The sequence below is a fragment of the Corallococcus sp. AB018 genome (assembly GCF_003986945.1).
GTDB lineage: Bacteria > Myxococcota > Myxococcia > Myxococcales > Myxococcaceae > Corallococcus > Corallococcus exiguus.
In genome coordinates, this window is record NZ_RAWR01000026.1 from 38,836 (window position 1) to 60,907 (window position 22,072).

At 70.7% G+C, this 22,072-nt stretch carries 6 protein-coding genes; 4 read left to right on the forward strand and 2 right to left on the reverse strand.

The window, feature by feature from the left end:
• Positions 1-24: 24 nt before the first annotated feature.
• The 4 genes from D7Y11_RS08515 to D7Y11_RS08530 are packed head-to-tail and all read left to right on the forward strand — an operon-like array spanning position 25 to position 19,401.
• Positions 25-15,627, forward strand: a complete 15,603-nt coding sequence (locus D7Y11_RS08515; RefSeq protein ID WP_126933437.1) for a non-ribosomal peptide synthase/polyketide synthase — start codon at positions 25-27, stop codon at positions 15,625-15,627.
• Positions 15,624-17,144 (forward strand): hypothetical protein, encoded by a 1,521-nt coding sequence (locus D7Y11_RS08520; protein ID WP_120574210.1) that lies wholly within the window; start codon positions 15,624-15,626, stop codon positions 17,142-17,144. Before D7Y11_RS08515 ends, D7Y11_RS08520 begins: the two co-directional genes overlap by 4 nt.
• A gap of 24 nt (positions 17,145-17,168) precedes the next feature.
• Positions 17,169-18,494 carry a glycosyltransferase gene (locus D7Y11_RS08525; RefSeq protein ID WP_120574211.1) on the forward strand — a complete coding sequence of 442 codons (1,326 nt, stop codon included), beginning with the start codon at positions 17,169-17,171 and terminating at the stop codon, positions 18,492-18,494.
• Between the two features lie 55 nt (positions 18,495-18,549).
• Entirely contained in the window at positions 18,550-19,401 is an 852-nt protein-coding gene (locus D7Y11_RS08530; protein WP_121776331.1) for an aspartyl/asparaginyl beta-hydroxylase domain-containing protein, read from the forward strand.
• A 15-nt stretch (positions 19,402-19,416) separates the two neighbouring features.
• On the opposite strand, the gene D7Y11_RS08535 is transcribed toward D7Y11_RS08530, so the two are convergent.
• Both D7Y11_RS08535 and D7Y11_RS08540 read right to left on the reverse strand, forming a co-directional pair.
• Entirely contained in the window at positions 19,417-20,664 is a 1,248-nt protein-coding gene (locus D7Y11_RS08535; RefSeq protein ID WP_126933438.1) for a threonine synthase, read from the reverse strand.
• 4 nt (positions 20,665-20,668) lie between these two features.
• On the reverse strand, positions 20,669-21,886 hold the full coding sequence (locus tag D7Y11_RS08540) for a DUF1015 domain-containing protein (RefSeq protein ID WP_126933439.1): 1,218 nt from the start codon (positions 21,884-21,886) through the stop codon (positions 20,669-20,671).
• Between the last annotated feature and the right edge of the window lie 186 nt (positions 21,887-22,072).

The window sequence follows — 22,072 nt, forward strand, 5'->3', positions numbered from 1 at the left end:
CACCTTCTTCACCGACCGAGCACCATGAGCGACATTCGCAACCGGATCGCCCACCTTCCTCCCGAAAAGCGCGAGCAACTGCTGCGCAAGATGGCCGAACGGCAGCAGGCCTCCGGTGCGCCGGCGAAGGACCTTGCACCAGCCCCGAGGCCCGCGCGCGCGGCGTCCGAACCGTCGCCGCTGTCCTTCGCCCAGCAGCGGCTGTGGTTCCTGGATCGGATGGAGCCCGGGACGACGCTGTTCAACCTCCCGGCCGCGTTCCGCCTGCGCGGGCCGCTGGACGTGATAGCCCTCGGGCGCGCTTTCAACGCGCTCGTGGAGCGCCATGAATCACTGCGGACGCGCTTCATGGATCAGGACGGTCAGCCCGTGCAGGTGGCGGAGCCGTCACTGACACTGGCGCTGGCACCGGAGGACCTGACGGGCCTGCCGCTGGAGCAGCGCGAGGAGCAGACGCGCATGCGAATGGCGGAGGAGGCGCGACGGCCGTTCGACCTGACGCGCGGACCGCTGCTACGCACCCGGCTGCTGCGGCTATCGCCGGAGGAGCACGTGCTGCTCCTGACGATGCACCACATCGTCTCCGACGGCTGGTCCATCGAAGTGCTGATCCGCGAGGTGGGCGTCTTCTACGAAGCCTTCGTCGCCGGCACCGCGCCAGTGCTTCCAGCACTGCCGTTGCAATACGCGGACTTCGCGCGCCAGCAGCAGGGACGCGAGGGCGAGGCCCTGCGGCGTCAGCTGGACTACTGGAAGGCACGGCTGAGCGGCGCGCCGCAGGTGCTGGAGCTGCCCACGGACTGGCCGCGTCCGGCCGTTCAGACATTCCAGGGGGCGGAGCTGCGCGTGGAGCTGCCCGCCGCGCTGGTGGAGCAGCTCAAGGCGCTGGGCCGGCGCAGCGGAGCCACGCTCTACATGGTGCTGCTCGCGGCCTTCCAGACGGTGCTGCACCGGTACTCGGGGCAGGACGAGGTCTGCGTGGGCACGCCCAGCGCCGGCCGGAGCCAGGCCGAGTTGGAGGGCCTCATCGGCTTCTTCCTCAACACGCTGGTGCTGCGCACGGACCTGTCCGGCGATCCCACCTTCCTGGGGCTGCTGGGCCGGGTGCGTGAGGCCGCGACGGGCGCGTTCGACAACCAGGACGTACCCTTCGAGAAGCTGGTAGAGGAGCTCCAGCCCCGGCGCAGCCTCAGCTACACGCCGCTGTTCCAGGTGATGCTCATCCTCCAGAAGCCGCAGGGCCGTCCCCAGTTGGGAGGCCTGGCGCTGGAGGCCATCAAGAGCACCGCGGGCCGGTCGATGTTCGACCTCACCCTGTCGCTGGTGGAGGTGGAGCGAGGCGGGCTCGTCGGTCACGTGGAGTACAGCACCGACTTGTTCGAGGAAGCGACCATCGCGCGCCTCACCCAGCACCTGCGCACGGTGCTGGAGGCCGCCGTCGCGCGCCCCGAGGCGTCCCTGGCCTCACTGCCGCTGATGCCCGAGGCCGAGCAGCGTCAGGTGCTCCTCGACTTCAACCGCACCCACGCCGACGTGCCGCTCGACGCCTGCTTCCATCAGCTCTTCGAAGGCCAGGCCGACCGCGCTCCCGACGCCGTCGCCGTCCGCGACGCGTCTTCTTCCTTCAGCTACCGCGCCCTCGACGCTCGCTCCAACCGCCTCGCACACCACCTCGTCGCCTCTGGCGTCCAGCCCGATTCCCTCGTCGCTCTGTTGGCCCCTCGTGGCTGCGACTTCGTCGCTTCCAACCTCGGCGTCCTCAAGGCCGGCGCTGCCTGGCTGCCCCTCGACCCGCTCCACCCGCCTCAGCGCCTCGCCCAGATTCTCTCCCTCAGCCGCGCTCCCTTCGTCCTCGTCGCCGATGTCTTCGCGCCGCTGCTGGCTTCCGCACTCGCGCTGTTGCCCGAGGACTCTCGCCCGCGCGTCCTTTCGCTCGAAGCCTCCCTGAACGCGGACGTTCCTTCTTCGCGCCTCTCGCCTCGCGCGTCTCCTTCACACCTCGCCTACGTCATCTTCACCTCGGGCTCCACCGGCACCCCCAAGGGCGCCATGGTCGAGCAGCGCGGCATGCTCAACCACCTGCATGCCAAGGTGCTTGCACTCGGCCTCGGGCCCAAGGACGTCGTCGCCCAGACGGCGTCCCAGTGCTTCGACATCTCCGTCTGGCAGTCCTTCGTTGCCCTGCTCGTCGGTGGCCAGACGCTGGTGCTTGGCGACGACGTTGCCCACTCTCCTAGCTCACTGCTTGATGCGCTGGAGGCCCACGCCGTCTCCATCGTCGAGTCCGTCCCCTCCCTGCTGAATGCTCTGCTCGAGGAAGCGGACTCTCGCGGCGCTGCACGTCCCGCGCTTTCTCGCCTGCGCTTCATGCTTCCCACCGGAGAGGCCCTTCCCGCCGAAACCGCTCGCCGCTGGCTTCTCGCGTGGCCCGCCATTCCCCTCGTCAACGCCTACGGCCCCACCGAGTGCTCCGACGACGTCACCCACGCCTTCCTCTCCTCACCTCCGGCCTCTTCCGTTGTCCCCATCGGCCGCCCTGTCTGCAACACCCGCCTCTACGTCCTCGACTCCCTCCTTCGGCCCTGCCCCCTCGGCATTCCGGGCGAGCTCTTCGTCGCGGGTACGGGTGTCGGCCGCGGCTACCTCTTCGACGCTTCCCGCACCGCCGTCTCCTTCATTCCGGACCCCTTCGCCTCCTCACCCGGCGCGCGCCTCTACCGCACCGGTGACCGCGTCCGCTGGCTTCCCGACGGCTCCCTCGACTTCCTGGGCCGCATCGACTTCCAGGTGAAGCTGCGCGGCTTCCGCATTGAGTTGGGTGAAATCGAAGCCTCTCTGCGCGGGCTGCCCGCCGTGCGTGACGTCGTCGTCCTCGTTCGCCAGGACTCCCCCGGTGACGCGCGTCTCGTCGCGTACCTCTGCCCGCGCCCGGGCCTGCCTCTCGACGTCTCCGAAGTCCGCGCGTCGCTCGCCTCGCACCTGCCCGAGTACATGGTGCCTTCGGCCTTCGTCCTCCTCGACACCCTGCCCCTCAGCTCCAACGGCAAGGTGGACCGCAAGGCCCTTCCTCTCCCCGACGCAGACGCCTCTCTCGCCGCATCCTTCGTCCCGCCCCGCACGCGCACCGAGGCACTCCTCTGCGGCCTCTTCGCTCGCTTGCTGCGGCTGGAGCGCGTCGGCATCGACGACGACTTCTTCGCCCTCGGTGGACACTCACTCCTCGCCACCCGCCTCGTCGCCCACGTGCGCGAAGCCCTCGGCCTGGAGCTGCCCCTTCGCGCCCTCTTCGAGGCCTCTTCTCCCGCGCTCCTCGCCCAGCGCCTCGACGCCCTTCGCGACTCCTCCTTCTCTTCTTCCGCGCCTCCGCTTCGCCCCACACCTCGCGATGGCGCGCCCCCGCCTCTCTCCTTCGCCCAGCAGCGACTCTGGTTCCTCGACCGCTGGCAGCCCCAGAGCGCCTTCTACAACGTCCCCTCCGCGCTCCGGCTCCTCGGCGCCCTCCACCTCCCCGCGCTCCAGTCCGCCTTCGACGAACTGATCCGCCGTCACGAATCCCTGCGCACCACCTTCGACTCCACGGAGGAGGAGCCCCACCAGCTCATCCACCCGGCGCGGTCCATTCCGCTTCAAGTCATCGACGTGAGCAGCCTGCCCACCGCCGAGCGGATGCCCGAGGCGCGCAGGCTCGCCGACGCGGAAGCGCAGCGGCCCTTCGACCTGTCGGCGGGACCGGTCCTGCGGCTCACGCTGTTGCGGCTGGAGGAACAGGAGCACGTGCTCCTCGGGGTGATGCACCACATCGTCTCGGATGATCGCTCCATCCAGGTGCTGCTCCGCGAGGTGGCCGCGCTCTACGACGCCTTCCAGCGGGGACAGCCGTCACCGCTTCCACCGCTGCCGGTGCAGTACGCGGACTACGCCGTGTGGCAGCGCTCCTGGCTTCAGGGCGACGTGCTCGACGCGCGGCTCGGCTGGTGGCGCCAGCAGTTGGACGGGATGCCCCAGGCGCTGGAGCTGCCCACGGATCGCCCCCGGCCCGCGACCCAGGGCCACCGCGGCGCCGTGAGCGAGACCCGGTTGCCGCGCGCCCTCTCCGATTCCCTGCGCGCCTTCCACCGCCGCGAGGGCGTCACGCCCTTCGTGACGCTGCTGGCGGCCACGCAGGTGCTGCTGCACCGCTACTCTGGCCAGGAGGACTTCGCGCTCGGCACGCCCGTGGAGGGCCGTGAGCAGCAGGGGCTGGAAGGGCTCATCGGGTTCTTCATCAACACCGTGGTCCTGCGCGCACGGCCACGGCCGGGGCTCTCCTTCCGGGAGCTGCTCGCCCAGGCGCGCGAGTCCACGCTCGGCGCGCTCGCGCACCAGGATGTGCCCTTCGAGAAGCTGGTGGAGGCGCTCCAGCCGAAGCGCGACCCCAGCCGCTCGCCGCTCTTCCAGGTGATGATCATCTACCAGCAGGGGCTGGAGCTCACCGGCGCGATGCCGGGCCTGACCCTGCTCCCGCTGGAGGTGGAGAGCCGCACCGCGCGCTTCGACCTGTCGCTGGCCTTCACCGACCACCCCGAAGGGCTGGGCCTCTCCTTCGAATACAACACCGACCTCTACGACGCGGCCACGGTGGCCCGCATGGCCGGCCACCTGCAGGAGCTGCTCACCGGCATCGTGGCGCGGCCGGAAGCGCCCCTCTCCGAGCTGCCGCTGCTGACGCCCGCAGAGCGCCAGACGCTGCTCGTCGCGTGGAACGACACCGGCACGCAGGCACCGGCCGGAGCGAGGCTGCACGAGCTCGTGGAGGCACAGGTGGACCGCACGCCGGACGCACCGGCGGTCGTGTTCGAAGGCCAGCGGCTCACGTACCGGGAGCTGGACACCCGCGCCAACCAACTCGCGCACCACCTGCGCTCGCTGGGCGTGGGCCCGGAAGTGCCGGTGGCCGTGTGCGTGGAGCGCTCTCTGGAGATGGTGGTGGGCCTGCTCGCCATCCTCAAGGCGGGCGGTGCCTGGGTGCCGATGGATCCGTCGTACCCGGCCGAGCGCCTGGCCTTCATGCTGGAAGACGCCAAGGCCCCGGTGCTCCTCACCCAGGAGAGTCTGAAGCCCTCACTGCCCACGACCTCCGGGCGCGTGGTGTGCCTGGACTCGGACTGGGACACCGTCGCGCGCGCGCCTACGCACCGGCCCCGCGTTGCCGTCGCGCCCGAGGGCGCCGCGTACATCATCTACACGTCGGGCTCCACCGGCCGGCCCAAGGGCGCGCTCAACACCCACGCCGCGATCCACAACCGGCTGGCGTGGATGCAGTCCGCCTATTCGCTCACACCCGGTGACGCCGTCCTGCAGAAGACGCCCTTCGGCTTCGACGTCTCCGTGTGGGAGTTCTTCTGGCCGCTGATGACTGGCGCGCGGCTGGTCATGGCTCGCCCCGGAGGCCACCAGGACGCTGCTTACCTGGCGCGCACCATCGCCGAGGAGCGCATCACCACGCTGCACTTCGTGCCGTCCATGCTCCAGGTCTTCCTGGAGCAGCCGGGACTGGAATCCTGCGCTTCCCTCCAGCGCATCTTCTCCAGCGGCGAAGCCCTCCCCCCGGATCTCGCGCGGCGCTGCCTGGAGCGGCTGCCAGCGCGGCTGTTCAACCTCTACGGCCCCACGGAGGCGGCCGTCGACGTCACGCATTGGACGTGCGAACACGGCGACCCGTCGCGCACGGTCCCCATCGGCCGTCCCATCACGAACCTGCGTCTGCACGTCCTCGACGCGAGGCTGCGCCCCGTGCCCGTGGGCATCCCGGGCGAGCTCTACATTGGAGGCCTGGGCCTGGCGCGCGGCTACCACCACCGGCCGGACCTCACCGCTGAACGCTTCGTGCCGGACCCCGTCGGTACACAGCCCGGTGCGCGCCTCTACCGGACGGGAGACCTGGCGCGCTACCGGCCCGACGGAGCCATCGAGTACCTGGGCCGCACCGACTTCCAGGTGAAGCTGCGCGGCTTCCGCATCGAGCTGGGCGAAATCGAAGCCTGCCTCGGCCTGCACCCCGCCGTGCGCGAGGCGGTGGTCGTGGCGCGCGAGGATGTGCCGGGCGAGCCGCGCCTGGTGGCCTACGTGGTGCCCGGCCCGAGCCAAGAAGCCGACACGGCCACGCTGCGCCAGCACCTCCAGCAACGGCTGCCCGAGTACATGGTGCCCGCGGCCTTCGTGGTGATGGCCGCGCTGCCGCTCTCCGCCAACGGCAAGCTGGAGCGCCGGGCCCTGCCCGCGCCAACCGCCGCGATGGAGGCGACGCGCGTCTCCACCCCGCCACGGACCCGCACGGAGCAGCTGCTGTGCGGCCTCTTTGCGCGCGTGCTGCGGCTGGAGCGCGTGGGCCCGCACGACGACTTCTTCGCGCTCGGTGGCCACTCCCTGCTCGCCACACGCCTGGTGGCTCGCGTGCAGGAGACCTTCGGCGTGGAGCTGCCCCTGCGCGCCTTCTTCGACGCGCCCACGGTCGCGAAGCTCGCCGTCCTGGTGGACACACGGACTCCCGAGGAAGGCTCAACTCCGGCTCCTCGCCCCGTGCCGCGCGACGGCGCGCTGCCCCTGTCCTTCTCCCAGCAGCGCATGTGGTTCCTGGATCAGTGGCAGCCCGGCAGCCCGCTCTACAACATCCCCGCCGCGCTGGAGCTGGAGGGAGCGCTGGACGTGGGCCTGATGGAGCGGTGCTTCCAGGAGCTCGTCCGCCGCCACGAGCCGCTGCGCACGACGTTCCTCCAGGGCGAGCACGGCGGAGAGCAGCGCGTGCACGCGGAGGCCTCCGCGCCCCTCACCGTGGTGGACCTGGAGTCGCTGCCCGCGACCGAGCGCGAGCAGGAGGCGCGCAGGCTCGCCGTCGAAGAGGCGCACCGGCCCTTCGACCTCGCCCGTGGCCCCTTGATGCGCGTCACGCTGCTGCGCCTGGAGCCCCGGCGTCACGTGCTGCTCCTGACGCTGCACCACATCGTCTCCGATGGTTGGTCGCTGGAGGTGCTCCTGCGCGAGCTGGCCGTGCTGCACGACGCCTTCCTCCGCGACGAACCTTCACCGCTGCCGCCGCTGCCGGTGCAGTACGCGGACTACGCTGTGTGGCAGCGCTCCTGGCTCCAGGGTGATGTGCTCGACGCGCAGCTCGGCTGGTGGCGCCAGCAGCTGGACGGGATGCCCCGGGCGCTGGAGCTGCCCACGGATCGGCCGCGTCCCGCGCTCGTCACATCGAAGGGTGCGGTGGCCACCCGCCGGCTGCCGCGCGACCTGTCGGACGCGCTGCGAGCCTTCCACCGCCGCGAGGGCGTCACGCCCTTCACCACGTACCTGGCCGCGCTCCAGGCGCTGCTGTTCCGCTACTCTGGCCAGGACGACCTGGGCGTGGGCACGCCCGTGTCCGGCCGCGGGCGCCCGGAGCTGGAGGGGCTCATCGGCCTCTTCATCAACACGCTGGTGCTGCGTGCCCGCATCGACGGCGAACGTTCGTTCCGCGAGCTGCTCGCCCAGGCGCGTGAGGCGGTGCTGGGCGCCTTCTCCCATCAGGACGTGCCCTTCGAGCGACTGGTGGAGGTGCTCCAGCCGGAGCGCGACCTGAGCCGCACGCCGCTGTTCCAGGTGATGCTGGTCCACCAGCACGGCCTGGAGCTGGAGCGGGCCCTGCCGGGGCTGACGATGCGCCCGCTGCCCGTGGAGGGGCGCACCGCCAAGTTCGACCTCACCCTCTACGTCACCGACAGTGAGCAGGGCCAGCAGTTGGGACTGGAGTACAACGCCGACCTCTTCGAGCCGGACACCGCGGAGCGGCTGCTGGGGCACCTGGAGGTGCTGCTGCGCGACGTCACCGCCCACCCGGAGCGGCGCGTGGCGGAGCTGCCGCTGCTCACCGAAGCCGAGCGCCACCAGCACCTGGTGGAGTGGAACACCCCGCGCGAGGGCTTCGCGCGAGGCCCCACCCTGCACCAGCGCTTCGAGGCGCGGGTGGCCCTCACGCCGGACGCCCTCGCCGCCACCTGCGGCGAGCAGCACCTCACCTACCGGCAGCTGGACGCGCGCGCCAACCAGGTCGCGTGGCGCCTGCGCTCCTTCGGCGTGGGGCCGGAGACGCTCGTCGGGCTGTGCGTGGAGCGTTCGCTGGACATGGTGGTGGGCCTGCTCGCCATCCTCAAGGCAGGCGGCGCCTACGTCCCCATGGATCCGTCGTACCCCATGGATCGCCTGGCCTTCATGCTGGAGGACACCCGCGTCCCGGTGCTCGTCACCCAGACTTCTCTCCAGGGAGCGCTGCCGGCGCACGGCGCACACGTGGTGCTGCTGGACGACCGCGGCCTCGAAGCGGAGCCCGTCCACGCCCCCGACGCGGGAGTCGCCCCGGAGAACCTGGCGTACGTCATCTACACCTCCGGATCCACGGGCCGGCCCAAGGGCGTGCAGCTGGCGCACGAGCAGGTGGTGCGCCTGATGACCGCCACGGAGCCCTGGTACGGCTTCGGCGCACAGGACGTGTGGACGTTCTTCCACTCGTACGCGTTCGACTTCTCCGTCTGGGAGCTGTGGGGCGCGCTGCTGTACGGCGGGCGCGTGGTGGTGGTGCCCTACTGGGTGAGCCGCTCGCCGGAGAGCTTCCTGTCGCTGCTGCGCCGCGAGAGGGTGACGGTCCTCAATCAAACGCCCTCCGCCTTCCGCCAGCTGCTCCACGCGGACGCGACCTCCGACGAGCCCGGCGCGCTGTCCCTGCGCTACGTCATCTTCGGCGGCGAGGCCCTGGAGTTCGCCAGCCTGCGGCCCTGGTTCGCGCGGCACGGGGACGCGCGGCCCCGGCTGATCAACATGTACGGCATCACCGAGACGACGGTCCACGTCACCTACCGCGTGGTGCACACGGCCGACGCGGAAGGGGGCTCGGGCAGCATCGTGGGTGTGCCCATCCCGGACCTCCAGACCTTCGTCCTGGACTCGCGCCTCCAGCCCCAGCCCGTGGGCATCCCGGGCGAGCTGTACGTGGGAGGCCCGGGCCTGGCGCGCGGCTACCTCCACCGTCCGGAGCTGACAGCGGAGCGCTTCGTGCCGCACCCTTTCGCCACGCGCCCCGGAGAGCGCCTCTACCGGACGGGAGACCTGGCGCGCGTACGCGCCGACGGGCAGCTGGAGTACCTGGGCCGCTCGGACCTGCAGGTGAAGATCCGCGGCTTCCGCATCGAGCTGGGAGAAATTGAAACCGCGCTGGCCTTGCACCCCTCCGTGCGCGAAGCGGTGGTGGTGGCGCGCGAGGACGCGCCGGGCGGCAAGCGGCTGGTGGGCTACGTGACGCCCGCCGTGGGCCAGACGCCAGACATCGAAACGCTGCGCCAGCACCTTCAGCAGCGGCTGCCGGACTACATGGTGCCCGCAGCGCTCGTCGCGCTGGAGTCCCTGCCGCTCACGTCCAACGGCAAGGTGGACCGAAGGGCGCTGCCCGCGCCGGAGCTGGAGCGCTCGGTGGGGACGCCGTTCGTGGCGCCTCGGACAGAGGTGGAGCAGCGGCTGGCGGACATCTGGGCGAAGGTGCTTCGCCGGGAGAACGTGGGCCTGCACGACAACTTCTTCGCGCTGGGCGGAGACTCCATCGTCAGCCTGCAGATCATCGCCCGCGCGCACCGCGTGGGCCTGCGCCTCACGCCCCGGCAGCTCTTCCAGCACCCGACCATCGCGGAGCTTGCGCCGCTGGTGGTTCCGGCGGACGTGCCAACCGGGGAGCAGGGGCCGGTGGTGGGTCCGGTGCCGCTCACACCCATCCAGCGCTGGTTCGTGGAGCGCGAGCTGAAGGCACCGCAGCACAACAACCAGGCCATGGTGCTGGAGCTGCGCCAACCGATGGAGGTGCCGCTGCTGGAAGCGGCGCTGGGCCACCTGCTCGCGCACCACGACGCGCTCCGGCTGCGCCTCACCTGGACGGCGGAGGGCTGGCGGCAGACGTGCGCCGAGCCCGGCCCCGGCGGAGTGGTGGTGCGGCGGGTGGACGCGGCGCGCCTGGAGCAGGTCGCCGGGGAGTTGCAGCGCGGCCTTTCGCTGGAGGACGGCCCGCTGGTGGCGGCGGCGCTGGTGGACCCGTCGGAGGAGAAGTCTGGACGCCTGCTGCTCGTCATCCACCACCTGGCGGTGGACGGCGTCTCGTGGCGCACGATGCTGGAGGACCTGGCCACGGTGTACCGGCAGCTCCAGGAGGGGCGCGCGGTGTCACTGCCCCCCAAGAGCACGTCCTTCAAGGCGTGGGCGGAGCGGCTGGTGGCGCACGCCCATTCGCCAGCGGTGACGGCGGAGCTGCCCTTCTGGTTGGACGCATCCCGTTCGCGCGTGCGCCCGCTGCCCCGGGAGGGTGCCGGCGGCGACGCCACCTTCGCGTCGGCACGAGGCGTGACGGTGTCGCTGAGCGCGGAGGAGACGCGCCTGCTGTTGCAGGACGTGCCCGCCGCGTACCGGGCGCGCATCGACGACGTGCTGCTCGCGGCGCTGATGCAGGCGTTGGCGGCCTGGACGGGCCAGCCGCGCCAGTTGGTGGACCTGGAGGGCCACGGCCGCGAGGACCTCTTCGACGACGTGGACCTGTCGCGCACGGTGGGCTGGTTCACGGCGCTGTACCCCGCGCTGCTGGAGGTCCCCTCCGAGGCCAGTCCGGGAGACGCGGTGCGCGCCGTGCGCGAGGCGCTGGCGAAGGTACCGTCGCGCGGACTCGGCCACGGCCTGCTGCGCTACCTGCGCGAGGACGAAGCAGCGCGGCGGCTGCGCGCCCTGCCCGCGGCGGAGCTCAGCTTCAACTACCTGGGCCAGTTCGACACGGACTCGCGCGCCGAGGGCCCCTTCACCCTGGTGCGTGAGTCCGCGGGTCCGACCATTGGCGAGTCGGAGCGCCGGCCGCACGTGCTGGAGGCGGGCGGCTACGTGCTCTCCGGCCGGATGGACCTCTTCGTCAGCTACAGCGAAGCGCTCCACTCCCACGCCACCATCCAGGCGCTCGCCACCGCCTGGGGCGACGCCCTGCGGAGGATCATCGCCGGTCGCTTGGGCACGGACGCGGAACGGCGCACCCCCGCGGACTTCCCGCTGGCCCGCCTCGCCCCGAGCGCCCTGGAGCGCATCCTCCAGACGGCGCCGCTCGCGAGGGACATCTACCCGCTGTCGCCCATGCAGCAGGGCATGCTCTTCCACGCGCTGTTCGAGCCCCAGGTGGGCATGTACCTGGAGCAGCTCACCTGGACGTTCCACGCGCCGCTGGACCGCGACGCCTTCCACCGCGCCATGGACCGGCTGGTGGAGCGTCAGCCCCTGCTGCGCACCGCGCTCTTCTGGGAGGGACTGGCCGAGCCGCTCCAGGTGGTGAGCGCCCGCGCCCCGCTCCCGTGGCTGGAGTTGGATTGGCGCGACGCGTCCCCGGCGGAGCAGCAGCTCCGGCTGGAAGACTTCCTGGCCCGCGATCGCGCCCAGGGCTTCGACCTGTCCCGGCCTCCGCTGATGCGGCTGGCGCTCATCCGACTGGAGGAGAACGTCACGCGCATGGTGTGGACGTACCACCACGTGCTGCTGGACGGGTGGAGCCTGGGCCTGCTGTTCCAGGAGCTCTTCACCACCTACCAGGCGCTCCTGCGCGACGAGCCTCTTCCGGACCGGTCCAGCCCTCCCTTCCGCGATTACGTGGCATGGCTCCAGCGCCGGGACGACGCCGGCTCGGAGGCCTTCTGGCGCAAGTCGCTGCGAGGCTTCACGGAGCCCACGCCCCTGCCCCTCGCCCGGCCCGTGAGCGCGGACGCGGCGCCCCTGGCTCCCGGCGAGCGGGAGATCCATCTGAGCGCGGAGCGCACCCTGGAGCTCCAGGCGTTCGCCCGCGACCACCAGCTCACGCTCAACACGCTGGTGCAGGCGACGTGGGGCCTGGTGCTCGGCCGCTGCGCGGGCACGACCGACGCTGTCTTCGGCACCACTGTCTCCGGACGTCCGCCGGAGCTGACGGACGTGGAGTCCATGGTGGGCCTCTTCATCAACGCCCTGCCGGTGCGCGTGCGGATGGATCCGGACGTGCCGGTGCTGCGGTGGTTGAAGGAGCTGCAGGCATGGCAGGCGGAGATGCGCCAGCACGAGCACAGCCCGCTGGTGAAGGTGCAGGGCTGGAGCGAGCTGCCGCGCGGCTCGTCCCTCTTCGACAGCTTCCTCGTCTTCGAAAACTACCCGGTGGACACGTCCGTCATCGAGCGGGGCAGCGCCCTGGCGATCCGCGACATCAGCTTCCTGGAGCGCATCAACTATCCGCTCGCGGCGATGGTCATCCCCGACCGCCAGCTGCTCCTGCGACTGGGCTACGACCCGGCGCGCTTCAGCGCGGAAGCCATCGACCAGCTCCTGGCGCACTGGAGCACCGCGCTGGAGGCGGTGCTCGCCTCACCCGACCAGCCGCTGGGCGCGCTGTCGCTCTTCACGGAAGAGGCACGGCGCCAGGTGCTGGTGGAGTGGAATGCCAGCGACGTGGCCTTCCCCCAGGAGCGCCTCGTCCACCAGCTCTTCGAAGCGCAGGTGGCCCGCACTCCCGACGCTGCCGCTCTCGCCGCTGGCGACGACACCCTTTCGTTCCAGCAGCTCGACGCACGCGCCAACCAGCTCGCCTGGCATCTGCGCGCTTACGGCGTCGGTCCCGAGACCCGCGTCGCGCTCTGCCTCGAGCGCTCCTTCGATCTCGTCGTCTCCATGCTCGCCGTCCTCAAGGCCGGCGGCGCATGGGTGCCGCTGGATCCGACGCTTCCCTCAGACCGCCTCGCCTTCATGCTCGCCGACTCCGGCGCCCCCGTGGTCGTCACCCAGGATCATCTGGCGGATGAGCTGCCGGCGCACAGCGGGGTGCTGGTGTGCGTGGACGCGGATTGGAATCAGGTGGCCTCGTGCTCCACCCAGCCGCCTCCTCCACGCTCCCTGCCCGATTCGCTCGCCTACGTCATCTACACCTCTGGCTCCACCGGCAAGCCCAAGGGCACCCTCCTCACCCACCGCGGCCTCGCCAACACCGCCCTCGCCGCCGTCCGCGAACACCACTTCGACTCCTCCTCCCGCGTCCTCCAGTTCGCCTCCATCGGCTTCGATGCCTGCGTCTGCGAGGTCTTCTCTTCCCTCCTCGCAGGCGCCTGCCTCCACTTTGCTCCTCGCGAGCAGCTCCTCCCAGGGCCGCCCCTCCACTCCCTGCTCCGCGACCGCGCCATCTCCGCTGTCACCCTCACGCCTTCCGTCCTCGCTCAGCTCGACCCCACGGGCCTCGACTCCCTGCGCATCGTCATCTCCGCGGGTGAGGCGCTCCCGGCTGCCGTCGCCTCACGCTGGGTCCACCCCCAGCGCCTCCTGCTCAACGCCTACGGCCCCACTGAAGTGACTGTCTGCGCTTCCATTGAGTCGCAGCTCATTCCCTCTCAGCCCACCATCGGCGCTCCCTTCCCCAACGTCCGCCTCTTCGTCCTCGACGCCCTCCTTCGCCCCGTCCCCGTCGGCCTCCCCGGTGAGCTCTTCGTCTCCGGCCCTGGCGTTGCTCGCGGCTACCTCGGCCAGCCCTCCCTCACCGCGGAGAAGTTCATTCCCCATCCCTTCTCTCGCGAGCCGGGCGAGCGCCTCTACCGCACTGGCGACCGCGTCCGCTGGCTGCCCTCCGGCCGCCTCGAGTTCCTCGGCCGCCTCGACTCCCAGGTGAAGCTGCGCGGCTTCCGCATCGAGCCCTCCGAAGTCTCCTCCCTCCTTCGCGACTCCTCCTCCGTCCTGGACGCCTTCACCCTCCTTCGCGAGGACTCTCCCTCCCTCCTCCGCCTCGTCTCCTACGTCGTCTCTCGAGACGAGTCCCCCGACGAAGCCCCACTGCGCGCGATGCTCAAGGCGCGAGTGCCGGAGTACATGGTGCCGGCGGCGTTCGTGTTCCTGGACGCGCTGCCTCTCACCGCCAGCGGCAAGGTGGACACGCGCGCGCTGCCCGTCCCGGGCACTCCGCCCGCACGGGCGGCGCTCCAGGTCGCTCCTCGCGACACGGTGGAGGAGCTGCTCGCGACGCTGTGGGCGGAGCTGCTGGGCGTGGAGCGCGTGGGCATCCACGACGACTTCTTCGACCTGGGCGGCCACTCGCTACTCGCCACGCAACTGGTGGCGCGCCTGCGCGCCGTGTTCGACGTGGACGTGTCGCTTCAGGAGCTGTTCGACCGCACCACCGTGGCCCGCCTCGCGGATCGGCTCCGGGCCCCACGCAGCGGTTCACTCGCGAGGCCGCCCCCCATCACGCCCTCTACCGAGGACGGCGAAGTCCCCCTCTCGCACGCACAGGCCGCCTACTGGTCCCCGGAGCGAATGGGCGCGGGGAGCGTCTACAACCAGGTGCTCACCCCGCTGCGCCTGGACGGCTCCCTCGACGTGGAGGCCCTGAGGCGCGCGATTGAAGAGCTGGTGCGCCGCCACGAACCGCTGCGCACCACCTTCCCCAGCGTGGACGGTCAGCCCGTACAGCGCGTGGCCCCGCCCACGGAGTGGGAACTCCCCATGGAGGATCTCCGCCCCCTGCCCGAGGACACGCGCGAGCAGGCGCTGATGTCTCGGATGGAAGAAGAAGGCTGGCGCCCGTTCGACATGGAGCACGGGCCGCTGATGCGCACGCGCCTCTTCCGCGTCACGGACAGCCGCCACGTCCTCATGCTCGCCGTCCACCACGCACTCACCGACCAGGTGTCCGGCGGAGTGATGCTGCGAGAGCTGACTGCGCTCTACCCCGCCTTCCGCGACGAGCAGCCCTCGCCGCTGCCGGAGCTCACCGTGAGCTACCGCGACTACACCCGCTGGCAGCGCGAGTGGATGCGCGGCGAGGTGCTGGAGCACCACCGCAACTGGTGGAGCCGCCGCCTGGAGAAGCCTTTGCCGGCGTCGCTGCCCCTGGACCGCCCGCGCCCGGAGGCCGGCACCTTCCGCAAGGGACGCCACGGCTTCACGCTCCCGCCCGCGCTGTCCGCCCGGTTCCACACGCTGGCCCGGCGCGAGAGCGTCACCCCCTTCCTGCTGGGGCTGGCGGCCTTCAAGACGTTCCTCGCGCGGACGCTCCAGTGCGGCGACACGGTGGTGGGCATCGTGCACGCCAACCGCCCGCGCCCGGAGCTGGAGCCGCTGGTGGGCATGTTCGCCAGCTACCTGCTGCTGCGCACGGACCTGTCCGGCAACCCCTCCTTCCGAGAGGTCCTGCGGCGCGTGCGCGCCAGCTACCTGGAGTCCTCCGAGCACCAGGACCTGCCCCACGCGGAGCTGGTGTCGCTGCTGCGTCCAGGTGTCGTGGACCGCCGTCCGCTGAGCCCGCTCGGCTACGTCTTCCACGCCTCCGCCGCGCCAGCGGTCACCCTGGCCGGGCTGGAGATCCAACCGCTGGACGCGGACCTGGGCCTGCTGCTCAACGACTTGCAGTTGCTGCTGACGGACGGCCCGGAAGGACTCACGGGCCAACTGGAGTACCGCACGGAGCTCTTCGACGCGACGACGGTCGCGCGGATGGTGGACGCGCTCCAGGCGCTGTTGATGGAGGTGGTGGAGGAACCGGACCGGCCCCTGGGGTCGCTGGCCCCGCCCCCTTCGGACTCGAAGTCACGGGAGGTCGCATGAGCACGAGGACCCGGCTGTACCTGGAGGCGGAGCCGTTCCAGAGCGTCGCGGGCGCCATCAACGCCTGGATGGAGGAGGAGCTGCGAGCGCTCGGCCACGACGTCGAGCGCTTCAACCGCCACTACCCCAACACGGGGGACTCCGGCATCCCGGTGGCCAACGCGCGGCGCGTGCTGGCGCTGCACTCCCGGCCCGCCGCGGACCTGGCCGTCTACTGCGACATGGGCCTGGGCATCCGCGCGCCCAACAGGGAGCTGGCGCGGCGGACGTTCGTGTTCTTCCACGGCCTCCACGGCCAGCCCACGACGTGGCTGGGCAACCCGCTCATCGACCTGTACGGGGCGCTGTCGCCCTACATCCACGACACCCTCACGTCGCTGCTGCTGACCCCGGACTGGTCCGCTCGGCGGTGCCTGGATCCGCGCGGGGCCGCGAACGTAAGCACCCTCGTGCCGACGTTGCCGTGCCTGGAGGCCCCCGACGGCGAGGGGCGCCTCCCCGGCGTCGAGCTGCCCCGGACCGTGCAGGAGGCGCTGGACCGCGGCGAGGTGCTGGGCCACGCCATCCAGCCCGGCAAGGCGGACTGGCAGTCCGTCTGCGCCATCCTCCTGGGCCTGCGCGCGCAAGCCCGCGAGCACGGCCATCCTCCCGTGCGGCTGGTGGTGGCCGCCCAGGACTTCGCGCTGCTGCAACACGTGCTCCGCTTCGACTTCCCCTTCCAGGCGCACGCGCTCGCCCAGGCGCTTCAGGCCGCGGACGCGACGCTGGAGGATCTGCTGCTGCCCGTCCCGCACCTGAGCCAGCCCGCCCTCTTCCGCCTCGTGCGCGAGGCCCGCTTCGGGCTCTGCTACAACACCACCCCGGAGCCCTTCGGGATGTACGTGCTGGAGTCCGTGCTCAACGGCTGTCCCGTCTACACCAACGGCGCGGGCAACAACCGCCACGCGCTCCCGCCGGGCCACGGCATCCTCGTCCACGAGACCGAGGCGATGGCCGCTGGCGCCCCGGACGCCTACGCCTCCCTGGCGGCCCGCATCTTCCAGGACGTGCTCGCGCCAGCGCCCCTGCGTGAGGCCTGCCAGCGGGGCGCCGCGCTGATCCGCCGCACCTTCACCCGCGCCGCCTTCTCCTCCAGCGTCCGAGCCTGCATCGCCCGGCTGGAGTCGGACCCCGCGCGGCCGGACTGGGCGTTCGAGGACCTGGTCGTGCGGCTGAGCCCCACCGTGCGCCGGCTCGACGCGGCCAGCGGGCGCTTCCGCTCCGACTACCGCGATGATCGGCTGGGCGAGGAGGAACAGGCGCTGCTGCCGCGGGTGCTGGGCAACTCCGCGGGCGACGTCCTGCGCGGGGCCCCCCCGCTCGCGCCGCTGGAGGCGCTCTTCGACAAGGGCGTGCTGTCGCTCGCGACTCCGGAGTCAGCCCGCCCGCCAGGGTCCACGCCGGGCGCGTGGGCCTGGTACCCGCCGGACTCCGCCTTCCTGGAGCCCTCCCTCCTGCGCGACCCCGGCCCGCGTTAGCCGCCCCTTCTCCCAGGTGCAGGCATGTCCACCATCCTCTTCGTTCCCATGCCCGCGCGCGGGCACATCAACCCCACGTTCAAGATGGCCCGCGCGCTCCAGAAGCGCGGCCACCGGATCATCTACTGCAGCCTCCCTGACACGGAGGACTTCATCCGCGCGGAGGGCTTCGGCTTCGAGTGCCTCTTCGAGTCCCTCTACCCGAAGGGCTTCCAGGCCAGGAGCAATGCCCGGCTGGGCACGCTGAGCGGCCTGTCCAGGCTGGTGTTCCTGCGCGAGCTGGCCCGCAGGCAGACGCAGACGCTGGAGGCGATGCTCCAGGGCGAGTTCGACGCGATCGTCGAGCGGACGCGCCCGGACCTGGGCGTCATCGACATCCTGCAGCCGGAGCAGGCCCTCGTCCTCCACGGCCACCGGGTGCCGACCGTGGCGCTGAGCACGAGCATCCCCCTGCGCTGGGAGCCCCGGACGCCACCGACCAGCTCGGGGCTCATCCCCGACGAGCGGCTCCCCACGCTCGTCCGGAACACCGTGGACTGGGGACGCATCCTGATCGACACGAAGCTGGGCTCGCTGGGCAGTTGGGTGGGCATTGAGCCGGACTCGATGAAGTTCCGGCGCGCGCTGGCGCGCAAGCATGGCTACCCGGTGTCGAGCCTGGACTTCGGCGGCCGCGTCACCGGCGCGCACGAGCCCCTGCTCGTGCCCTGCCCGCGGGAGTTCGTGGAGTTCCGCGGCGCGAAGCCCTCCGCCGGCCTCCACTTCACGGGGCCCTGCATCGACCTGGAGCGGCAGGAGCCGGACTTCCCCTGGGAGCGGCTCGATGAGGAGCGTCCGCTGGTGGTGTGTTCGCTGGGGACGATGGTCAACCAGGCGGATCAGGCCCGCCGCTTCCACCAGTCCGTCGCCCAGGCGGCCCGCCAGCGCCCGGGCTGGCAGTTCGTGGTCGCCACCAACCAGTGGACGGAGGAGGTCCCAGGAGGAACGCCGGACAACCTCGTGTCCGTGAAGCACGTGCCCCAGCTGCGGATGCTGCGGCGCGCGACCGCGATGGTGACCCACGGCGGCTTCAACAGCATCAAGGAGTGCATCTACTTCGGCGTGCCCATGGTCGTGTTGCCGGTCCAGTGGGATCAACCCGGCATGGCGGCGCGGGTCGCGCACCACGGGCTGGGCGTGCGCACCCGCATCGACACGCTGACGCCGGACCTCCTCGTCCAGCAGTTGGAGGAGATCATCAGCGGGCCCTCGTACCGCGGCGCCCTGGAGCGGATGCAGGACTGCTTCCAGGCCGCCGAACAGGACCAGGCGCTGGCCGAGTCCCTCGAGCAGCACATGGTCCGGGCGTGAGCCCTTCTCCACCCGTTCCCTTCCAACCCTTCAATCCCTCTCCAGAAAGCCAGACATGGAAGACACCCAAAGCCCCTCCAGCTCCGGGAACAATCCCCCCCCGCGCCCCCCGGGTCTGCGTCAGGCGCTGAAACAACAGGCGCTGGAGCTGGCCGGCACGGCCCTCACGCAAGGGGCCCTCTTCACGGCCAGGCAGGTCACCCAGGCCATCCACCAGCGGCCGGACGCAAACAATACCTTCTTCGACCCCGCGGCGTTTCCCTTCACCAGCCGCATGGAGCGCAACTGGAAGGTCATCCGACAGGAATTGGACGCGGTGATGCGGGGAGTGGAGATCATCCCCAACTTCCAGGACCTGATGCCCGAGCAGCGCGAGCTGACCACGGATGACAGGTGGAAGACGTTCGTCTTCTACGGCTACGGGGTGAAGTTCGAGGACAACTGCCGCCGGTGTCCGGAAACGACGCGTCTGCTGGAGAGCATCCCGGGCATGACGAGCGCCATGTTCTCCATCCTCCGGGGCCGCAAGCACATCCCCCCGCACTCCGGGCACTACAAGGGCGTGCTGCGCTACCACCTGGGCCTGCTGGTCCCCGAGCCCGCGGACGCGTGTCACATCCGCGTGGGCGACAAGACGGCCTCCTGGCGCGAGGGGCAAAGCCTCATCTTCGACGACACCCACGAACACGAAGTGCGCAAGGAGAACGACGGGGACCGCGTGGTGCTCTTCGTGGACTTCCTGAGGCCGCTGCCGCCGGTGCTGTCCGGGCTCAACCGCACGGTGGTGAAGCTCATCAGCCTGTCGCCCTACATCACCCGGAGCGAGCAGAACTCACGGAAGTGGGAGGAGTACTTCGGCGAGGAGTTCGACCTCGTGCGCAATCCCCCGTCCGGCAAGCGCGCCTGAAGGCCCCAGGCAACATCAAATCAACTGGCGCGCCCGGAGCACCTGCTCCAGGCCCGCCATCTCCGAGGGCAGGTCGATGGGCTGCGCGGAGGCCTCGGTCGCGCTCCGGACGTCCTTGAGTCCGTTGCCCGTGATGACCACCAGCGCGGACTCGTCGCGACCCACGATTCCCTGCTCCACCGCGTGGGTCAGCCCCGCGACCGCGCAAGCGCCCGCGGGCTCGGCGAAGACCGCCGCGAGACGAGCCGTCCTCCGCATCGCCTCCAGGATGCTCGCGTCGTCCACCGCGAGCATGGCGCCTCGCGACTCGTGGATGGCGCGCAAGGCCTTGCGCCAGTTGCGCGGCTGTCCCACCGCGATGGAGTCCGCGAGCGTCCGGGCTTCCACCGGACGGATGGAGCCCTCTCGCCGGACGTACTCGTCCACCAGGGGCGCGCTCCCCTGCGCCTGAACGCCGAGCATGCGCGGCAGCCGGGAGAGGAAGCCCAATCGGTGCATCTCCCACAGCCCCTTCCAGGCTCCGGCCAGGGTGCAGCCGTCACCCACGGAGAAGACCACCCAGTCTGGCAATTCCTCTCCGAGCTGCTCCGCCATCTCCAGGCCCACGGTCTTCTTGCCTTCGATGAGATAGGGATTGACCGCGCAGTTGCGGTTGTACCAACCGAAGCGCGCGCAGGCGTCCTGGCAGACCGCGTAGGCGTCGTCATACGAGCCCTTCACGCGCAGGACGGTGCCTCCGAAGATGAGGACCTGCGCCACCTTGGGCTCGGGCGTGCGCTCCGGGACGAAGATGACGCTCTTCAAGCCCATGGCCGCGGAGAACCCCGCGAGCGAAGCAGCCGCGTTGCCGGCCGAGGCACAGGCGATGACGTCGCTCCCCTGCTCCCGGGCCTTGAGGACACCGACAGCGCTCGCGCGGTCCTTGAAGGAAGCCGTGGGGTTGCGGCCATCGTCCTTCACCTTCAACGCCCTCACGCCCACCGCGGCCGCCAGCCGAGGCACGTCGTAGATGGGCGTCATGCCGACGTGGGGATGCGGCAGCTCCCGGGTGCTGTCCACCGGGAGCAACTCCAGGTAGCGCCACAGGTTCCCTACGCGGGATCGCAGCGCCTCGCGGGTCAGCGTCCGCGCCACGGCGTCATAGTCATACTCGAGGTCCAGGATGCCCTCGATGCCGCAGCCAGGGCACGTGTAGACCCCTTGCGTGCCGTAGTGGCTGCCGCAGCGCACGCAGGTCGAGCGGACCAGATGTTCGAGCCCCATGGGTTCAGAACAGGTGCAGCACGAGGCCGCTGCGCAGCTTCGGCTCGAACCAGGTGGACTTGGGCGGCATGATCTCGCCCGCGTCCGCGATCGTCATGAGCTGATCCAGGCTCGTCGGAGGGAGCGAAAAGGCCACGCGCCACGCGCCCGAGTCCACCAGGCGCTCCAATTCCTCCGTACCCCGGATGCCGCCCACGAACTGGATGCGCTCGTCCTTGCGCGGATCACGGATGCCCAGGAGCGCGCCCAGCACGTTGTTCTGGAGGATGCTCACGTCCAGCTCCTCCGTCGGCGTGGCGCCGAACGAGCCGGGCCTGGCGGTGAGCTGATACCAGGCTCCCTCCAGATACATGCCGAACTGGTGCGCCCGGTCCTGGTTCTTCGCTTGCCCGCGCGTCACCTCGAACCGCTCGCCCAGCCGCGACAGGAAGGCCTCCGGCGTCATCCCGTTCAGATCCTTCACCACGCGGTTGTAGGCGAGGATGCGCATCTGGTCGTGCGGGAAGACCACCGCGAGGAAGCGGCTGTGTCCGCCGCTCTCACCGCGCTGGCTGCGCAACGAATGGACCCGTGAGGCCGCCGCCGAACGATGGTGTCCGTCCGCGATGTAGAGCATGGGTACTTCGTGGAACGCCGCCGTGAGCCGCGCGTTGAGACTCCCGTTCACCCTCCAGAAGGTGTGGCCAATGCCATCCTCGGTGGTGAAGTCATACTGGGGACTGGAGCGCATCCCCTCCTCCATCAGCGCGCCAATGGATGGCACGGCCCGATACGTGAGGAAGACCGGTTCGTCATTGCCCCCGAGCGTGTCGATGTGCCGGGTGCGATCGTCCTCCTTGTCCGGGCGCGTGAGCTCATGCTTGCGGATGAGGCCCTGGTCGTACTCGTCGACCCTGGCCAGGGCGACGACGCCCGTCTGCACGTGCGCGCCCATGCGCTGCCGGTACAGGTAGAAGCACGGCTCGTCGTCCTGCCGCAGCCAGCCCTCGGCGAAGAAGCGCTCCAGGTTGCGCCGGCCCTGCACATACACGGGCTCGGAGTGCTCGTCCGTGCCCGGCGGCAGACCAATCTCCGGCCGCGAGACATGGAAGAAGCTGCGCGGGTTGCCATCGGCGTAGGCGCGCGCTTCCGCGGTGCTCACCACGTCGTAGGGGGGCGTGCACAGCGTCTGTCCCAGCGCCTCGGCGGGACGGACCCCACGGAACGGCTGAAGGTCGGCCACGGATGTCGCTCCTGGTTGTAGGCCTGCTTTGTAAGCTGGCAAAGAATACCAGGCAACCCCTAAGCCATCCGGGGTAAATCTTTGCCTAGGGAGGTAGCATCCACCGCTGCCCTGCAGGAGGGCAGGAGGAGCGGTGGATGAGCCGAAGCGGCAACCACCTCAAAGTGACGGTGCCACAGCGCCGAG

What these genes read in the sequence shown, in the direction of transcription:
- D7Y11_RS08530 (WP_121776331.1), top strand. Translation starts at nt 18,550, where the DNA reads ATGGAAGACACCCAAAGCCCCTCCAGCTCCGGGAACAATCCCCCCCCG.
- D7Y11_RS08520 (WP_120574210.1), top strand. Translation starts at nt 15,624, where the DNA reads ATGAGCACGAGGACCCGGCTGTACCTGGAGGCGGAGCCGTTCCAGAGC.
- D7Y11_RS08535 (WP_126933438.1), bottom strand. Translation starts at nt 20,664, where the DNA reads ATGGGGCTCGAACATCTGGTCCGCTCGACCTGCGTGCGCTGCGGCAGC.
- D7Y11_RS08525 (WP_120574211.1), top strand. Translation starts at nt 17,169, where the DNA reads ATGTCCACCATCCTCTTCGTTCCCATGCCCGCGCGCGGGCACATCAAC.
- D7Y11_RS08515 (WP_126933437.1), top strand. Translation starts at nt 25, where the DNA reads ATGAGCGACATTCGCAACCGGATCGCCCACCTTCCTCCCGAAAAGCGC.